This window comes from Flavobacterium sp. AC105 (assembly GCF_979258495.1).
Genome location: NZ_OZ409860.1, coordinates 899,559 through 914,748, shown reverse-complemented (window position 1 = coordinate 914,748; position 15,190 = coordinate 899,559). Strand labels below are relative to the sequence as shown.

Below are 15,190 nucleotides of genomic sequence, written 5' to 3'. Positions count from 1 at the left end.
TGATTTTTGTTGAGCGACAAATTTCGCATAATTATATGAACAATTCACACTATTAATGTAAAAAGTTCAAACTAATGACATGATGAAAATTCTTTTATCAGTCCAAAAGATTTACTTATAAAAAGACTTAATTTATAAGCGTTTTTTATTTGAAATTTTGACTTTCGCAATATTTATGAAAAGGAACAAATTTGCTGAGTAAAATATTATATTTTTGGTAAAAATTAAAACAGACTTCGGTTTGCTAAAAAATATCCGTTGAAGAAAATCTTTCTGCTTTTATTATTTTGGAGCTATACCATACAGTATGCACAAACCGTTCGAAAATATTCGAATGAATTTATGAATATTGGTGTTGACGCAGCGGCATTAGGAATGTCCAGTGCAGTTGTTGCTTCTACACAAGATGTAAATTCTGTTTATTGGAATCCGGCAGGTTTGACGCATCTTGAAGATCATCAAATCTCATTAATGCACGCTAATTATTTTGCCAATATTGCACAATACGATTATATAGGATACGCAAGTCCTATTGACGATCGAAGTGCCTGGGGAATTTCGATGATTCGTTTTGGTGTTGATGATATTCTGGACACTACTCAACTAATAGACAATCAAGGAAATATAGATTATAATAGAATCAGTTTGTTCTCTACGGCAGATTATGGTTTTACATTTTCGTATGCGAGAAAATTACCTGTAGAAGGGTTTCAATATGGTGTAAATGCAAAAATAATTAGAAGAGTTATTGGAAAATTTGCTAATTCCTGGGGTTTTGGTTTTGATTTTGGACTTCAGTTTGAGCGAAACGACTGGAAATTTGGATTGATGCTTCGTGATATTACGACAACTTACAATGTTTGGAATATTGATGAAGAAGAATATGCAAAAATTGCAAATGCAATTCCGGGAGAAAATAATGAATTACCGGAAAGCACTGAAATTACTTTACCAAAAGCTCAATTAGGCGTTTCTAAAAGATTTGATTTTCATAACGATTACAGCTTATTAGTTGCTACTAATTTAAACATGCGTTTTGAGCAGACTAACGATATTATTTCATCAAAAGTGGTAAGTATTGATCCTGCGCTTGGCTTTGAATTTGGTTATACTGATCTGGTTTTTTTGAGAGCCGGAGCAGGAAATTTTCAAAATGTAACACAGTTAGACAATACTGAAAAACTAAATTTTCAACCTAATATTGGTTTAGGTTTTAAGTATAAAGGAATTGAGGTTGATTATGCCTTAACCGATTTAGGGAATCAAAGTACAGCTTTGTACTCAAATATTTTTTCTATAAAGGTAGATTTAGGTATCTTTAGATAATTTTTAAAAACCCATTAAAACTTCTTAAAATTTTAAATTATGAAAAATGTAATTTTAAAAAAAACACTTTTTAGTTTACTATTATTAATAAGTTTTATTGGTTATAGCCAAAGTTTACCCTTATCAAAAGATGCTAAAATAAGTGTTATAACCTGCGGTCTTGGCAATGAAACTTATTCTTATTTTGGTCATACTGCCATTCGGGTTGCAGATCCTGCGAACAATATTGATGTTGTTTACAATTATGGCGCTTTTGATTTTTCGACACCAAATTTTGTGATGAAATTTGCAAAAGGGGATTTACAATATTTTGTGGTTGTGCACTCTTATTCTGATTTTATAAATGATTATACTTATGAAAAAAGAAGTGTATTTGAGCAAGAGCTTCTTATTCCTCAAGATTTAAAACAAAAACTTTTTGATAACTTAAATACGACTTTGCTTTCTGAAGATCGCTATTATACTTATAAGTTTATTGATAAAAACTGTACTTCGATGGTCGTTGACATTATCAATAAAACTCTAAATGGTGAAGTAATCACAAAAAAAGGAGATACCGATATCACCTATCGATCTATTTTATTTCCTTATTTTGATGGACATTTTTATGAAAAACTTGGAACAAGTATCATTTTTGGGACAAAAGTAGATCAATTGGGAACGAGGATATTTCTTCCTTTTGAATTAAAAAATAGTTTAGAAAAAACTACTTTTCAAAATCATCCCTTAGTAAGTAACAGTAAAACGTTGTTGAGTTTTGAGAAAGAAACGCCAATTTCCTGGTGGAATAATATATTCTCATATGTAGTTATTCTCCTTTTTGTTATTTTATTACAAAACCGAGTAGTAGACAAAATTTACTTGTTTATTCTGTCTTTAATGGGAATCTTTTTTGTTTCTGTTGGATTTTATTCTTTTCACCACGAACTGGCAATGAATTACAATGTACTTTTATTTAGTCCGCTGTTATTGATTCTTATTCTTTTTTCAATCTTAAAAAGCAAAAAATGGACTTATAGGTTTGCAATTATACATTTGGTATTATTGGCATTTTATTTTATTCTTATGATTAATAAAGTACACTTTTTTATTGTTTTGCCAATGATTATTACAAGCGGTGTAGTTTTGGTAAGAGTTGCTATTCGAAATAAAAAGCCAATTCCTATTATTATCTAAATTATTGCCCTCGATAAAATAAAACGGTAGTAATTGTTTTAAAAGTAATACTTAAATCCAGAAAAACGCTTCGATGTTTGATGTAGTATAAATCATATTGAAGTTTTATTAAACTTTCGTCAATAGATTCTCCATAAGAATAATTGACTTGTGCCCAACCGGTAAGTCCGGGTTTTATAACGTGTCTGGTTTCATAAAAAGGCATTATTTGAGCAATTTCATCAACAAAAAATGGTCTTTCAGGCCTTGGACCAATAACAGCCATATCACCTTTTAAAACGTTGATAAACTGTGGTAATTCATCAATTCTCGATTTACGCATAAACTTCCCAAATGGTGTAACTCGTTTATCATTTGAAGTTGCAAAAACAACACCATCAGGTTCAGAATTTTTAACCATTGTCCTGAACTTGTATATCTCAAAAACAACTCCATTTTTACCAACACGCTCCTGTGTATAAAATAAACTTCCTTTATTTGCAAGAAGATTTCCAATAAAAATAAAAGGAATAAAAACAATACAAAGTAACAAACCAACAAAAGAAATAAAGAACTCAATAATACGTATTAAAAGCAAATACAACTTATTATTGTTACTTCGGCTAAAGGGAAAAAAACGATAAAAATCTCTCGAAATATAATGTACCGGAATACGCTGTGTTTTACTTTCATAAACCTGAGTATATTCTCTAATTACATTTCCGGATTCTAATAAATGAAGTAATTGTTGGTATAGATCGGCTGTAATTCCATCTGTTTTTTGAGAAGCGATTACAATTTCAGAAACATTATTTTTCGCCACAAAAGACTCTAAATCTTCTTTTTTAATTTCTTTGACATAATGAAAATTCAAATTTTCTTCAGAAATAGAATCGGAGTTTACAAACCCAATAATTTTATAATGCGGATCAACACTCTCAAGTCCTAATACCAATCCTTCAACTTGATTTTGATCACATATTAAAACCACATTTTGTGAAAAACGATGTGATGCCAAAAAAAAGACATAGAAGAATCTCCACAATAACAATACGCCTAATATTGTAAAGTAAAAAATCAATATTACTAATCTTTGCTTAGGAAGTTCCGGAGATAAAATTGGTGTAAACAGATATACCAAAGTTGCTGTCGTCACAGTGAGAACAACGCTTCGTAAAATTTGAAACTGATTGCTGGCGACTTGCAGATTGTACATTTCGAATATTGCTCCAAAAACGTATATATAAGCAATAAATAAAAGTGGTCTAATATAATTATCTTCTAAAGTAAAATAATGATAATCAAACATTACACTTAACAAATACATGATTCCTAATACAAAAATAGTATCAAAAAGACGAAGCAATACTTTTCTTTCTGAAATTTCGAAGTGCATTTTATTCTTTGACAACATGTATTTAACTTAGATTTAGGGGCTTAAAACTTCAGCAAATGTATTATAAAAAAAAAGAATTAACCTACAGCATCCTCCACTTTTTCAGGAATTTTGACTTGAACAGAAAGAAGTGCCAAAGCATATACAAAAGCCGGTGCTGCAATACGCATAGCTGCGTGATTTATAGTGAGGAACCAAAAAACGTAAAACGATAAAAAATATAAATGTTGCCGGTTGTTTATATATAATACAAATGGAGTAATAAATAATATCAAAAGCCCAAAAATACCGAATAGACCATGTTCACTCAACATACGAGATATTTCGTTATGTGAAGCAGCTGCTTGACCTAAAGACTCTTTTCGTAATGACTTTCCAATTCCTGCTCCTACTCCCATTATAGGATTATCAAGAAACAATTTAAGATCTGCATCCAGAATCGCTTCTCTGCCACCTAAACGATCTTTCTTTACTCTTCCCTTAGCGTCTTGATTAGCATATCTTTTCTCTATAAGTCCACTAGTTTGTAAAGACGTATAAGTCCAAATCCCTAACGCAATAGAACTCATTAAAATTACAATTAAGCTAAGCTTTCTTTTGCCTTTTAAATTTGAATATATATATAATAGAAATATTAAAAAAAGAATCATTATAATTCCTGTTATAACTCCTCCTCTAGAAAAGGTCACAATCGCTCTATAACTAATAAAAATTACTAAAACTCCATTTAGAATTATTTCTTTTTTTGATTTTGAAAACAAAACTAGTTGTGAAAAAAAGATAAACATTCCTAATCCTAAAATCGTTGAAACCTGATTAGGACCAAATCCTCCTGAAGTTTCAAAATTAGAACTGGTTCCGGTAATAACATCTTTAACACTTGGATTATAGAAGAACAAATAAAATGTAGTTGAAATTATAGGAAACCCAATTGTTAAAATAACATTTTGCAAATCTAAAAATGATATTCTTTTTTTTAGCATATAAATTGCACTAATGGCTAAACAAACTGGACCTGATAAATTAAATACTAATGCTTTTTTAATATCTATATCAAAATCAGCTACTGCAATTGCTACAAAAATACCGGGAATTAACAACAATAAAACTACACCATAAATAAAAGCATATATAGAAAAGTTACTATATACCATTCCTAGCAACATAAAAAAGATAACACAAAACTTTATGTATTCATTGTTAAAATTACCTCCTGTCATACGTAAAAAAACCTCGACACCTACTAAATAAGCCGCTACAAACAGTATTTCATTATTCTTATTCTTATTACGAGTAACGATAATAAAACCTACTACCGGAATTAAAACTGCATAAATTTTAGACAAAAAAGGTAATGCAAAAATTGCCAAAGCGATTATTACATGAATAAGAACAAGTCCTCCATAAGAGAATAAAGATTTCCGCATCATTTTTTTATATATGCTAAGATTAGTTTTTTAACGACCACTTCTTCTGAATAATTTCTAACAACTGATTTTTCAAAATTATTTCCTAACATTTCTCTTAACATCTCATTTTCTACCATTTTTTTCAATTGAGTTTTTACATCTGAATAGTTTAAAGGATCAAAAAGTAAACCATTAAATCCATTTTGAATAATTTCAGAACAATACCCCACATTTGTTGAAACAACGGCTAATTTAGCTAAAGCATACTCTAACAATGTTACAGGAAATCCTTCGTCTGTTGAAGCTAAAACACCAATTGAAGCTTGTGACAATATATACTTAATATCACTTTTTACTCCATGCAAATGTATACTCTTTTCTAATGAATTAGATTCTATAAAGTTTTTTAAAAGCTGTGAATATGAATCATAATAATCCTTTCCTATTAAATGTAGACTCCAATCTGATTCGTGTAATTTTAAATCCATAAAAACTTTTAGAATAAGAATATGATTTTTAGGAGCTTTTAAATTTGCCAAAAAAATGATTCGCTTGCCTTCCATTCCCTTTAAAATTGTAATTTTTTCACTTTTCCTATTATCGCTGGAAAAATTAGGAATAAAAATTACTTTTTTACAAAGCATATTTTTCTTATTCCATTCTTCTAACTGAAGGTTAACAACAATAATTGAATAAAAAAAAGCAGACAAAAGAATTAAAATTAAATTTTGCTTCTTCGATTCTTTAGAACGAGAACCATAATGATCATGCCAGATAATTTTAATTTTTGGCAAAGTCAGTTTGACCAAAACAGTGATAAAAAATGAAGTACCATGAGCATGAATAATATCAATTTTATTGTCTTTTAAATATTTTCTTAATCTAAAAACGGCATTAATATCAATCTTTTTCTTTTTCCTTATAAAGAAATAAGAAACATCTTTATTTAATTGGTTAAGTAACTGACCTTCCTTTCTAGTTACTATTAAGCCTGAAAAACGTATTTTTCCCACTAAGGCATTAGCATAATTAACAGCCATGCGCTCAGCACCACCTTCTTCGAGAGAATCTATAATTTGAATTACTCTCATCTTATTAAGAGTTTTTCTATCTCAGATTCGAAAACATTTGTGGTATACTCCTGAGACCAACTAATAGCAGAATTACTTTTATTTAAAAAATTACTTTCATCTACTAATACGCTTTCTATTTTTCTGAAATCAATATTTAAATCCATGTCTAATAAAACACCTCTATTACCATAATCCAACATAAAAGGAATACATGAAACTTTTGTTGCAATAGGTACACATCCCCAAAACATTCCTTCAGCAATAGCCTTTGGCCAACCTTCACTTTTCGAAGGCAGAAGTACAAAATGGCTTTTTTTATATGCCCTTTTTATTACTTCACTATTTTGATTTCCATGCAAAAAAACATTGTTTTCCAATTGATTTTCTTTAATATATTTTTCTAAAATGTTTCTTTCTACACCATCTCCGTATAAATTTAGGACTGCATTTTTTCCTTGTTCAATTAATTTATGAACTAATTTCACCGCATACAACGGCTTTTTCCCTGGTACTAAACTTCCAACAAAAATAAATTCTATAACTGTATCAAAGCTATCTTTTTGAATAATCTCTTTTTCTATTTCTGAATATGTTGCCGTAAAAAAAGACTTTATATTCTTTGATTGATTTTCAAACTCACCATAAACTAAAACTGTCATGTTTCGAGTTAAGAAAGTATTATTTAAAATCCATTTTTGTAAATTATAGGTCCAAGGCTGTTTACTTTTTGGGTCCCAATTTCCAGCGTATTTTGCTGTTTTAATTTTACCCGGGAATAAAATTTGCGCAAAACATCCCAATAGCCCCATATTCCCAGGGCATCTTAAGTGAATATGGTCCGCACCTTTCATTGCCCAAAATATTTTCCAAAAAATTATTGGAAGCATAAAAAACGAAACTAGATTATCTTTAAAACTTGTAAAATTAAAATCAGGAACCACTCTAAAATTAATTTTATCATGACAATATGCTAAATCAATTGCTGTCGGATTTCCTTTTATTAACGGCGCAACAACTTCCATTATACCAACATGCTTTAACCAAATATTTATTTCACGGACATATGGTGCATAACCAAAATACTGGTCATTATTTTTAATATGCTTAACATGAGTTATAATTACAAATTTCATTTTATATTTTTTCAAGTAGTCTTTTCAGTACCATTTTTGGCGCTAAATATTGATCAAAATAGTTTCTGCTTTCAAATTCTAATCTTCGTCTAAAATCAATGTCACCTATCAATTGTTCAATTGCTTTTTTTATCTGATTACCATTTTCAACAAAAACTACATGCTTGTTGTTTAGTAGATCCTTTGGTAATTTATTATAATGAGAAGTTGTAATTATAGCTTTTCCTAATGCCAGAAATTCCCCCAATTTCCAACCGTGACAGGAAAGAACAGCAGGCGTGTTGAATACAAAAGCAGAATTTTTATTTTTTTTTATGTAATCGCTTAAAGGGACTTTTCGAGAATATACTAAAACATCAAACCCCAAATTATCTCCACTCTTTCGTGAAGCAAATCCCCCTTCAAAATTAACACTTACATTAGCTTTACAACTTTCTATAAATAAAGCTCTATTATTATTTGTTTCTTTCTCCTTTTTCCAAATACTGCTAATAAAAAAAACTTCATTTTTTGATGACTGCGTTTTAGTGTATTTTTTTAATTCTAATCTCTTATACTGTCTCCAATAATTTGCAACAAATTCTCTCTTGTCCGTAATTGATTTTCTAAACCTTAGGAAATTAAAAATTAAAAAAAACATTGTCTCGAATAAATTCCAAATTTTAATACCAAAACTTGGTCCAATTGCGACAACTTTATCTTTATTTGCAAATAACAAACCATCCAGATTATAATTTACTTTTCCATAACTATCGCACCACATTAATGCATCAACATCAATTTCATTTGAATCTTTTGAATCGATAACGATTTTCTTGAAACTACCTTTCTCTTCTATAATAACGGCGAAAGTACCTTGACTGAATTTTGGAAACTTTGAAACATTAAATTCAAAATCCTTGTATATTTCTTTAATCCCTTGAATATAATAACCGTCGTAAAAGACATTGCAGAGACCATATACATATATTTTTTGAATCATTAAAATTTTCAGTTATTAGGGGAGATTAATTATATTAAAATTACACTTATGAAATTAGAGATTGAAAAAAATCAACATTACGATCAACAATAATGTCTAATCCATATTTTTTAAGAACAAATTGTCTTGCTATTTTACCCATTCCCCGAACTTTTTCTTTATTAGAAAACACCCAAATAATTTTTTTTGCAATATCATTAGGATCATATGGATCACATAATAATCCCGTTTTATATTCCTCTATCGTTTCTGGTCCAGGTCCCAATTTTGTAAATATTACTGTTTTTTCCATTGCCATTGCTTCTGGCGCTACAAGACCTTGCGTTTCCATATGTGAAGGAAAAACACAAACTTCAGCTCCAGCATATACTAAAGGAATATTTGCATAAGGAATGCTTCCGTGAAAATGGATATCTTTTACAACGTCCTTTAAATGTGGCAATTCTTTCTCTTTCAACATCTGCATATAAGAACTACCATCAGGAAAAAACCAATCTCTGCCATAGATTTCCAATGTAACATTTGGGAATTCTTTTTTCACCAAAGGAAATGCTTGTATCAATTGTCTTATGCCTTTTTTTTCACAAACTGTTCCTGCAAAAACAATCCTGTTGTCAAATTCATTTACCGCTATTGGTTTAAAAAACTCAGTATCAATTGGATTGCTAATGTAAATAATCGGTTTATTTTTATAACTTAAATATTTTTCAGTATGTTCTTTAACGAATAAAGAAACAGCTATAAAACCATCGCTTTTCTTAAAAGATCTTTTTTCCTGAAAACCTTTCCATTTATTAATTTTTCTTCTTTCACTTTCAGAAAAAAAATGGTGTCCTCCATGTAATCGGATAACATACTTAATATTTTTTACTTTCCGAATAAAAGCAAAACCAAGCTCTGAGGACTCAACTATATCTATAGGATTAATTTTATTTATTTCTTCTATTTTTTTATTGATTTCTTTTGAATTGAAATACCATGCAAAGCCTCTAACCGTATTACTTTTTAAACGATAAACATTCACTCCCTCAACAATCTCAGTTTCATTATTTAAAGTATAATTAATTCCTACAACTGATACTTTTATATTCTTTTTAACTAATGCAACCGCTAACGTTCTCACAAAACTGCCTATTCCCCCATGTGGAAATCCTTCTTTTGGAAATTCGTTTATTAAGAAACAGATGTGCATAACGTTTGTATTTTTAAAGCAAAATTTTTACTGGATTGGTCTAAAGGATACTGAACAATTCTTTCCATCCATTTCCTTCTATCTCTTCCTAATAAATCAGAATTTTCAATTCCTTGTTTTATTTTGGTTCTAATTTCCGATTTTTGGTTGATCCATCCAACAGCATCTAATCCAGATAAGCTTTTGAAATGCTGAAATTTATAAACATTATTTACTTTATAAATCGATCGAAAAACAGGATCGTAATTTAAATATAAACAGGGTTTACTAAAAACTGCAAAATCATGTGCCATTGTGCTGCCAAAATTAACAACAAGATCACTATGCTTGACAGTATTGACTAATAATTGCAAATCATTATAAGATGGGAAAATTGTACTGAAAGAATTTTTATTTTCATTATCTAATCTCCAATCAGGATCTATGGTAAAAATAAGTGAATTGTATTTTTTCAGTATCATATCAAATCTATCACTTTTGTCAACAGGACATCTCCTAAACAATATTTGAGGTCGGTTTTCTTCTTCAATCATACTTACTTCTTCTGCTAAATCCTCCAGGTATTTACATTCGTACGGAGATGTGCTATCGTTTGCCGAAAAACAGATTGTTTTTTTGTTAATATCCAAACCATATTCTTCAAAAAAAACTTCTTTACTTTTTATTAATTCATTCTTAAAATAAAACTCAAATTGCGGAGTTCCGACGACCTGAATAGCATTTTTACTAATTTCCGGATACAACAAACTTAATTCTGATTTCATTAAATCTGACCAAACAAAATAGCAATTATAACGTGAAATTAATCTAGCTTTTGGCACATTGTCCCAGGAAAAGATAACAGTGGCAGTTTTAATATTTCGATTTTTAGCCACTTCAATAATTGGTGCACTTATTGGAGCTCTTTGATGTAAATTTAAAACTAAATCAGGTTTAAAAACATCCAAATCTTTTTCTATACAGCTTATTATTTTACTTTTGACAATTTCCTGCTCATAAATGCGATCGAACTGAACTATAGTTTTATATGATTTTGATATTATAAAACCTATTTTTTCTGCAAGACTGTAAAGAATCTTTTTTTTCCATCCTTTTGGTTTATTCCAAAAAGCCATAATTGTATTGTTTTCAAGAATTTTTTTATTCCTTAGTAGTCGCGCGTAAACACAACTTTCTCTTAACAATCTTGCTTTTGGTGACTCTACAAATACGGTTATTCTCTTTATATTCGTAATATTTGGCTGTACTAATTTAATCTCGTCAACAGCTTTTTCTGAGATTTGATGATAAAGCATGACCTCACCGCCTAAGCGCTCTAATTCAGAAACAAAGCTAGAATATAAGTAATTTCGAACAGCTACGCCATCAGGCACTATTAATAGTATTTTCATTTAAAGAATTATAAACTTCCTACTCTTCCATGATCTGAAAATGATCTATGCACTATAAATTCTTTATCCAAAGGCTCTTCAGAAAGAAAAGTAATGTCGCAAAAATAATTTTCCTCTAATGGATTTAAACGCCAAGGTATTACACTTTTATAATCCAACACCCATCCATTTTTCTCCAAATCTTTTGTTTTTAAGTCATTCCAAGATGTAATATAGTCTAGCCAATAATATCCTAATTGCCAGGCTTCTTGTTCCAGTAATTCAATGTTCTCAATATCTACAAGTCTTAAACCTCCCACATTTTCCTGACTTACTGCTCTGGAACCACATTTTAATTTAATTCCTTTTATCGATGGCTGCTGAAAATAATGAGTATCATTGATTATAAAATTTTCAGCTGAAACTTTTATTTCTTTACAAAGAAACTCAAAGTTTTTATCCTTAAAATTGGGATTAATCTTTACATAGCGAACTAAATCATAGTATCTGATCCATCGCATATTTTTGTATAAACCTAAACCAGCCTCATTTGCTGCTGTTGCCGCTAAAGGATAATACTGTCTCGCCAGATCGTATAATTTTCCTAAAATTCCCTTTCCTCGACATTCCTCATTTAGGTAGACATTAATTATCCACGCCATTTTTCCTTGAAAATTGGCTCCAACATGCCCTACAATGTTTCCATCGTCATTTAAACAAATAAAAGAACGTCCAAACGTAGCGTCTCCATATTGCCATTCCCAAAATTTTCTGTCGTGTAGTGGGTGATTTTTTCTGTAAATTTTAGTAAAAAACTGGTGTAATTTTTCCCAATCATTTATCGTAGCTTCTCTTGTAATCATAAAAACTAATTATTTTTTCCTCCTGGCATATCATTACAATCGAATCTTTTCAATAAAAGATTATTTTGATCACCAGTGTTATTTCCTCTTTTTGTTGTAAAACCTACTTTGTACCCACAGTCTTTCGCAATCTTAGCAACTTCATTCGTACAAGTTTCGTCTGTTCCATATGGATAGGAAACTAAATTAATTTCAGAATGAGTTAAATTCTCTAAACAATTCTTACTATGTTCTAATTCAAATTTGATAGTTTCAGGACTTGTCAATCCAAGTGGAAAATGACTGTGTGTATGACTTCCTAAATATTTTTTTTTACTTAAGTCAATCAAATTTTGATCACTCATATATAATTCTTCCAAAACCTTGACTTCATCAAAATAATTATCAAACAGATCTTTTACAATTAACTCTTGTTGTTTAAAAGAAAGTTTGAAATTTAAAAGATACTTTAATTCTGCACTCTGTTTATCATCATATCGATATACTATTTGTGCTTTATTTTTGTCGAGATCTGAAAAATCGATTTTAAAACCTTCATTAACTTTTTTAAGTAATATTTTAGGGTCAATTATTGATCTTAAAAGATGTATTTTATGAACAGTACTCATTTTTTTCTTCTCAAAATTCAGAGAATTAACAAAAAAAATAGCCGGTATATTAATTTCTTCCAAAATTGAAAGACCTAAATTAAATTGTTCTTTTAATCCATCATCAAAAGTAACTAAAAGGTAGTTATTCTTTGAATGCAAAATAGCTTCTGTATTATTAATTAAATCTGCGGGATTCAAAAACTCCCCTTCATTAAGCAATAAAAGAAGTTGTCTTTTAAAAGCGTCAGGAGTTACTCCAAATATACTGGGGTATTTCGAATCAAATTTTTCTCTTATATAGTGATAATTAATAGCTGTAAGCATTTAAACAATAAATTAAATTTGAAATATATTATTCGACTTTGAAAAAATCTTTCAAAATTTTGGCTGTAAATATTTTTGAACCAGCATCGGTCATATGACCGCATGAAGAAAAATATTTATTTTCTACCACAACATTTTCATAATTATGAATTTCCGGATAAGCTTTATGAACCTTTTCAAAATAATTCATGCCTACTACATTCTCACACATTGGAGTCATTACAGCAATAAAATTAATATGATTGACCTTGCACATATTTTTAATTTCTTCGTAATATTTATTATGTGGCAAAGGATTTAAATTAACAATATTGTTTTTCATATTGCCATTTTTGTGTTTTTCCAGTGGATAATATCCCAAATTATCTAAAGCGTTTGTCTTTTTATTAATAGCTGAAAAAAATGCTTCTCTAAAACCAATCATATTTCCATACCTAATATATCTGTAGAAAGGTATGTAATACAATTCATTAAAATCTTTTTGTGCTTCAAAGTGCTGTTTTATAGGATCTGAACTATGAATGTAGGGTAGAAAATTTGCTGAAATTCCCTCAGAGGGCTCCTCACTTGCAAGATTTAAATCTGCCTCCAAAATGATATTTTTTATCCTATATTTTCTCTCTATCATTAATTTTAACATTAATGAAGCTTCGAATAAGTGGCCACTACTCATTCCGTAATTAAATGCTTTAAGACCTTTGTCTTCAAACATCTTTGCAACAAAATGATTATTGGCACGAGATGACCCTAAAATAACAACATCATATTTTTCTCCTTTAGAATTAAAAACAGCCTGTATTTTCCCTCTATTTTTAGCTTTCAAAAAACCTGCTGTAAATACCACGTCTAATAGTATTGCTACTAAAAATGCTACAAGAATAACTCTGCCTATATAAATTAAAAACTGTTTCATTAAAACTGAAAGTATATAAATTCTTTATAATCTGAAAAAGTTCCAAAAGCCATAATTGCTACTATTGCTAAAGCCATTTTCAACATACTTTTTCCTCCTGAAAGCGGTTCTGTTTTGTTTCGACTATACCATTCGACTAGAACAAATAAACCAATCATGGGAATTAATTCATAATTGTATCTTTCGTTTTCTAAATATTGAAAACTAAAATCTCCATTTGTAACGGCACGTTTTAAGTATAAAACTGCATCAGTAATTGTCCTTGCCCTAAAGAAAACCCAAGCTATACAAGTTAACGAAAAGGTATATAAGATACTCAATATTACTTTCGTCGAATCAAAATCAAACCTAAGCTTAATTGCATCCATATTATTTCGATTACTATTTGACAAAAGCAATGGCAAGAAATAAACAGCATTTATAAATCCCCAAAGGATGTATGTCCAATTTGCGCCATGCCAAAATCCGCTGACTACAAAAATGATAAAAGTGTTTCTTATTTTTATCCAAATTCCACCTTTGCTTCCTCCTAGCGGAATGTACAGATAATCACGAAACCACGAAGACAGTGAAATATGCCAACGACGCCAAAACTCAGCAATATCTCTTGAAAAATAAGGGTAATTAAAGTTTCGTAATAAATCAAGACCAAATAGTTTTGAAACTCCTAATGCAATATCTGAGTACCCTGAAAAATCACCATAAATTTGGAAAGCAAAATAAACGGCGCCAAGAATTAAGGATAATGAATTTGCCGAATTATAGTGATCAAAAATAGCATTAGCATACGCCGCACAAGTATCAGCAATGACTATTTTTTTGACAAGTCCCCAAATTATTTGACAGATTCCTTCTTTTGCTTTTTCTAAATCAAATTCTCGTTTTATCTTTATTTCCGGTAATAAATGTGTTGCTCTTTCTATTGGACCAGCAACCAAAAGTGGAAAATAACTCACAAAGAGAGAATAATCTACAAAATTATATTCCGCTTTTATTCGTTTATAATAAATATCAATTACATATGATAATCCGTGAAAAGTATAAAACGAAATTCCAACTGGAAGAATTACATTTAATAAAATAGGACTTGCCTGCACTCCAACTGAATTTAATAAATCAGAGAAAGACGAAACAAAAAAGTTATAGTATTTAAAAACTCCTAAGAAACCTAAATTGACTAAAATACTCAACCAAAACCAGAATTTACGACTTTGCTCTGATTTGCTTTTTTCAATTTGAATTCCTGTATAATAATCTAAAAAAGTTGAGAAAACCAACAGAAACAGAAATCTCCAATCCCAACAAGAATAGAAATAATAACTGGCAACTATAAGTAATGCATTTTGCGTGTTTTTGGTTTTATTAAAAACAAACCAATACAAGAAAAAAACGATTGGTAAAAAAATGGCAAAAGCTATGGAATTAAAGAACATAAGTAGTTAAAGTGGTATTGATAAAAAAGAA

General features: G+C 29.6%; 13 protein-coding genes. 2 read left to right on the top strand and 11 right to left on the bottom strand.

Annotated elements, in window-relative coordinates; translation table 11 throughout:
* Positions 1–258 precede the first annotated feature (258 nt).
* Both ACZ0AH_RS04010 and ACZ0AH_RS04005 read left to right on the top strand, forming a co-directional pair.
* Positions 259–1,326, top strand: a complete 1,068-nt coding sequence (locus tag ACZ0AH_RS04010; protein ID WP_463474567.1) for a putative type IX sorting system protein PorV2 — start codon at positions 259–261, stop codon at positions 1,324–1,326.
* 39 nt (positions 1,327–1,365) lie between these two features.
* The gene (locus ACZ0AH_RS04005; protein WP_463474566.1) at positions 1,366–2,502 is read left to right on the top strand and encodes a lipoprotein N-acyltransferase Lnb domain-containing protein; all 1,137 of its coding nucleotides are present in this window, start codon (positions 1,366–1,368) and stop codon (positions 2,500–2,502) included.
* Position 2,503: 1 nt separating this feature from the next.
* Here ACZ0AH_RS04005 and ACZ0AH_RS04000 read toward each other — a convergent pair whose 3' ends face one another.
* The 11 genes from ACZ0AH_RS04000 to ACZ0AH_RS03950 are packed head-to-tail and all read right to left on the bottom strand — an operon-like array spanning position 2,504 to position 15,159.
* Positions 2,504–3,895, bottom strand: a complete 1,392-nt coding sequence (locus tag ACZ0AH_RS04000) for a sugar transferase (RefSeq protein WP_463474565.1) — start codon at positions 3,893–3,895, stop codon at positions 2,504–2,506.
* A gap of 59 nt (positions 3,896–3,954) precedes the next feature.
* On the bottom strand, positions 3,955–5,307 hold the full coding sequence (locus tag ACZ0AH_RS03995) for an O-antigen ligase family protein (RefSeq protein ID WP_463474564.1): 1,353 nt from the start codon (positions 5,305–5,307) through the stop codon (positions 3,955–3,957).
* On the bottom strand, positions 5,304–6,377 hold the full coding sequence (locus ACZ0AH_RS03990) for a glycosyltransferase (protein WP_463474563.1): 1,074 nt from the start codon (positions 6,375–6,377) through the stop codon (positions 5,304–5,306). The genes ACZ0AH_RS03995 and ACZ0AH_RS03990 overlap by 4 nt, the downstream gene beginning before the upstream one ends.
* Positions 6,374–7,492, bottom strand: coding sequence for a glycosyltransferase (locus tag ACZ0AH_RS03985; protein ID WP_463474562.1), 1,119 nt, complete (start codon positions 7,490–7,492; stop codon positions 6,374–6,376). Before ACZ0AH_RS03985 ends, ACZ0AH_RS03990 begins: the two co-directional genes overlap by 4 nt.
* Before the next feature lies 1 nt (position 7,493).
* Entirely contained in the window at positions 7,494–8,474 is a 981-nt protein-coding gene (locus ACZ0AH_RS03980) for a hypothetical protein (protein WP_463474561.1), read from the bottom strand.
* A 46-nt stretch (positions 8,475–8,520) separates the two neighbouring features.
* On the bottom strand, positions 8,521–9,666 hold the full coding sequence (locus ACZ0AH_RS03975; protein WP_463474560.1) for a glycosyltransferase family 4 protein: 1,146 nt from the start codon (positions 9,664–9,666) through the stop codon (positions 8,521–8,523).
* Positions 9,648–11,057 (bottom strand): hypothetical protein, encoded by a 1,410-nt coding sequence (locus ACZ0AH_RS03970; protein ID WP_463474559.1) that lies wholly within the window; start codon positions 11,055–11,057, stop codon positions 9,648–9,650. Before ACZ0AH_RS03970 ends, ACZ0AH_RS03975 begins: the two co-directional genes overlap by 19 nt.
* Before the next feature lie 8 nt (positions 11,058–11,065).
* The gene (locus ACZ0AH_RS03965; RefSeq protein ID WP_463474558.1) at positions 11,066–11,899 is read right to left on the bottom strand and encodes a GNAT family N-acetyltransferase; all 834 of its coding nucleotides are present in this window, start codon (positions 11,897–11,899) and stop codon (positions 11,066–11,068) included.
* Positions 11,900–11,904: 5 nt separating this feature from the next.
* Positions 11,905–12,813, bottom strand: a complete 909-nt coding sequence (locus ACZ0AH_RS03960; RefSeq protein WP_463474557.1) for a polysaccharide deacetylase family protein — start codon at positions 12,811–12,813, stop codon at positions 11,905–11,907.
* Positions 12,814–12,841: 28 nt separating this feature from the next.
* Positions 12,842–13,726 (bottom strand): hypothetical protein, encoded by an 885-nt coding sequence (locus tag ACZ0AH_RS03955; RefSeq protein ID WP_463474556.1) that lies wholly within the window; start codon positions 13,724–13,726, stop codon positions 12,842–12,844.
* A complete protein-coding gene (locus ACZ0AH_RS03950; protein WP_463474555.1) occupies positions 13,726–15,159 on the bottom strand; it encodes an MBOAT family O-acyltransferase in 1,434 nt (477 codons plus the stop codon). The genes ACZ0AH_RS03955 and ACZ0AH_RS03950 overlap by 1 nt, the downstream gene beginning before the upstream one ends.
* Positions 15,160–15,190 lie beyond the last annotated feature (31 nt).